The organism is Protofrankia sp. CiT1 (assembly GCF_917627335.1).
In the GTDB taxonomy this organism is placed as follows: Bacteria; Actinomycetota; Actinomycetes; order Frankiales; family Frankiaceae; genus Protofrankia.
The window spans coordinates 1-3,238 of record NZ_CAKJTP010000268.1; the positions used below are offsets into that span (position 1 = coordinate 1).

The 3,238-nt window shown below is 65.6% G+C and carries 5 protein-coding genes; 2 read left to right on the top strand and 3 right to left on the bottom strand.

The features are described 5' to 3' along the window. A partial coding sequence (locus MJ785_RS21260; protein ID WP_239382596.1) for a transposase occupies window positions 1-313 on the top strand: 313 nt, incomplete at its 5' end. Between the two features lie 137 nt (window positions 314-450). Here MJ785_RS21260 and MJ785_RS21265 read toward each other — a convergent pair. The 3 genes from MJ785_RS21265 to MJ785_RS21275 are packed head-to-tail and all read right to left on the bottom strand — an operon-like array spanning window position 451 to window position 2,903. Continuing rightward, window positions 451-1,464 (bottom strand): acetylserotonin O-methyltransferase, encoded by a 1,014-nt coding sequence (locus tag MJ785_RS21265; protein WP_239312339.1) that lies wholly within the window; start codon window positions 1,462-1,464, stop codon window positions 451-453. A gap of 48 nt (window positions 1,465-1,512) precedes the next feature. Then, complete coding sequence (locus MJ785_RS21270) at window positions 1,513-2,427, bottom strand: NADP-dependent oxidoreductase (protein WP_239312337.1); 915 nt, start codon at window positions 2,425-2,427, stop codon at window positions 1,513-1,515. A gap of 56 nt (window positions 2,428-2,483) precedes the next feature. Further along, complete coding sequence (locus MJ785_RS21275) at window positions 2,484-2,903, bottom strand: luciferase family protein (protein ID WP_239312334.1); 420 nt, start codon at window positions 2,901-2,903, stop codon at window positions 2,484-2,486. 129 nt (window positions 2,904-3,032) lie between these two features. On the opposite strand from MJ785_RS21275, the gene MJ785_RS21280 reads away from it, so the two are divergent. Next, on the top strand, window positions 3,033-3,238 hold a 206-nt coding region (locus MJ785_RS21280; RefSeq protein WP_239382598.1), incomplete at its 3' end, for a helix-turn-helix domain-containing protein.

The window sequence follows — 3,238 nt, forward strand, 5'->3', positions numbered from 1 at the left end:
CGACCGGGTCGCATGCTGTCCGCAGATGACCGTCTTGGCCGTCCGAATAGGCGCGTTCGCGACCCTGCTCACCGGGCGTCGCGGCGAGACCCTCGACGCATGGATCACAACCGTGCGGGACGACGATCTGCCCGCCCTGCATGCCTTCGTCGCCGGCCTCGAGAACGACCACGACGCCGTCGTCGCCGGACTGACCCTGCCCTCCAGCAACGGCCCCATGGAGGGTGCCAACACGAAGACGAAACTGATCAAAAGGCAGATGTACGGCCGTGCTGGTTTCTCCCTGCTCCGGCAACGGATCCTGCTCTCATGAATATCTCTCACCGCCTGTCACCACCGGAATCTTGGCAGAGCCGGAAAGTTGACAGTCCCCGGCCCGCCTGGGCGTCGCCGCCGCGGGCGGGCGTCTTGACATCGCAGGCAAGATCGTCACTGCTCGTCGCTGAGTCTCTACACAGGGGTCGCCTCGATGAGACTGCTGGGCGAGCGCATGGGGATCACCCGGTTCAGCCCGAAGCCGGACGCGGTGAACAGGGCGGCGAACTCCTCTTCCGTGCGCTCTCGGCCACTGCCAAGCACCATCATGTTCAGGTCGATGAATTTGCCGGGGGCCGACTCGTCGCCAGGTGGGATCACCGTGTCAACCACGAGCAGAGTCCCGTTCTCCGCAATCGCCCGGCGGCAGTTGCGAAGGATCGCCTGGCACTCTTCATCCCCCCAGTCGTGCAACACCCACTTGAGGAGATAGAGGTCGCCTCCGTCGGGCACCTTGTCGAAGAAGTCGCCGCCGACCAGTTCGCACCGCTCGGCCTCGGCCGTTCCACGCATCCTTTCGCGGGCATTTTCGATGACGTATGGCAGCTCGTACAGCACGCCGACGGCGGTCGGTTGGGTGGCGAGGACAGCCGTCACGAAGCCGCCCTCGCCGCCGCCGATGTCCACCACCCGGGAGAACTTGGCGAAGTTGTAGACGTCCAGGACAGCGGAGAGCACGTTCTCGGTAAGTCCATGCATCGCCCGTCCCAGGTGACCGGCCATTTCCGGGTCGCTTCCGAACATCTCCCAGGCCGTCATGCCCATCGCCGTGTCGAAGGCGGGCTCGCCGGTCTTGACCGCATGGAGCAGTTCACCCCACGCCCGGTGATGGCTTTCGCTCAGTTCCATCAGCACGAAGGGGGCAAGCGACGCCGGTATGTCGGTGCGCAGCGTGGCCCCAAGCGGGGTCAGAGTGAAGCCCTCGCCGTCTTGGCGGAACAGGCCGATGCTGGCGAGCGCACGTAGCAGCCGATAGAGCGAGCGGGGGTGCGATTCAGTTAGCGTCGCGAGTTCCGCGGTGCTCCGGGGACCGTTGGTGAGGAGATCTGGGATCCCGAGTCTGGTCGCCGCGTGGATCGCGCGCGCGACCCAGAATTCGCTGATCATTCCTATGATCCGCTCGAAAGGCCGTTCCATGTCGGCGTTCACGGTTCTCCTCTAGTAACCGAGTTGGGGTGCGCCGCCCCCGGACGGGACTCAATCGATGACGATCACTAGCTTACCGAGCGTACCCGAAGCGAAGTCGTCCAGCGCCCGCGGCGCCTCGGCGAGCGGGTAGGTGCGCTGGACCGGGACACGCAGCCGCCCTTCGGCCGCAGCGGCGGCGAGCTTTGCGAGGGTGTCCGGATCCGGCTGGGCTATGACCGCCGTAGCGGACTCATCGGGCGTGAAGCTCAGCGTGGAGACGAGCCGACCCTTCGCCGAACGAAGCGAAGCGAGCTGCGCGCCGTCCCCGGCGAGGTGAAGGACCGCCGCCACGCCATCCGGTGCGATCTCCCTGACCTGAGCGGCCAGGCCGGCGGTGTAGTCGACCGTGTGTGCGGCACCCATCCGCCGAACGAACGCGGCTTCCTCGCCCGGGCGGGCAGTGGCGATGACAGTGGCCCCCCATTCGGCCGCGAACTGGATCGCGTACGAGCCGACGCCTCCGGTCGCGCCGGACACCAGCACGGTCTCGCCCCTGGACAGGCCCAGCGCGTCGACCGCCGTGCGTGCTGCTGTGGCTGCTAGACCCAGAGCTGCGGCATGCTGCGGGTCGAGCCCGTTCGGGACAGTCGCCCACGGGCTCTGCTCAGCGATCACCAGGTACTCGGCGAACCCGCCGTCGCCTAGAACCGGCTTGGCCACCACCCCGAAAACCGAGACGCCAGGGGAGACCCGGGTGACCCCTTCGCCGATTGCCTCGACCGTCCCCGCGAAATCCTTGCCGAGCACTACCGGGAAATTGTACTCGAAGATTCCCTGGAACATGCCGCCGATGGCGGCCAGGTCGAAACCGTTGACGGAGGAGGCCTTGACCCGGACGAGCATCTCGCCCGGTCCGGGCTGCGGAGTCGGCAGATCGACCGGCGACGGACCGGCTCCGACGGCGTCGAAGGCTACGGCTTGCATTGTGTATCCTCTCTTTGTAATGATCGAGAAATTGTCGTCGCACCCGGTAGCCGTGCTCAGGAAAGGCCGATCCCGGCGGCCTGCGCCCAGGAGGCCCCGATCGCGGCCATCGCGACAGCCAATTCGTCGTGGTCGCGCGGCGCGTAGAACATCACCGCCGTGTCGGGGAAGTCCGGCCTGCGGGTGATCGGATGCAGCTCCACCCAGCCGGCCTCGGACAGGGCGGCGATCACCGGCCGGGGCAGCATGAGGTGCAGGAAACCCGAGGTATGTACATGTCCGAATTCATCCCGGGTGGGCGTCAGAAACGCCTCCCACGGCCCTCGAGGTTCCCGCACCCGAAAGGCCAACGAGCGCGGATCGGAGACCTGACTGGGGCTTGTGAAGACACCGGACATCGCCTCCACCAGCGCAATGAGCTCGTCCCGGATGTGGGACGGTGAGAACTGTTCCAACTGGTCGTGCGGAATCGCCACACCAGTCGTCTTCGGGCGTCGGCCAGGTCGCGGCGGCAGTGCATACAGGTCTATTGACATTAGCGTTCCATGAACTCTCTCCGTGTTGGAACATTTTGTTCCCTGTGCGATTCTGGAGGGGATGTTGGCATGACGGAAGACGGCACTTTGACGAACGTTAGGCACATTGATGTTCCCGTCGACGTGTCTGCGGATTTGGAGACCTGCCATCTCCGGGACGTGCTTGATCGGGTCGGCGACAAGTGGAGCGTTCTGATCATGGCTTTGCTGGTGAACGGTCCGCGCCGGTACTCCCAACTGCGGCGGGCCATCGACGGTATCTCGCAGCGCATGCT

What these genes read in the sequence shown, in the direction of transcription:
- MJ785_RS21270 (WP_239312337.1), bottom strand. Translation starts at nt 2,427, where the DNA reads ATGCAAGCCGTAGCCTTCGACGCCGTCGGAGCCGGTCCGTCGCCGGTC.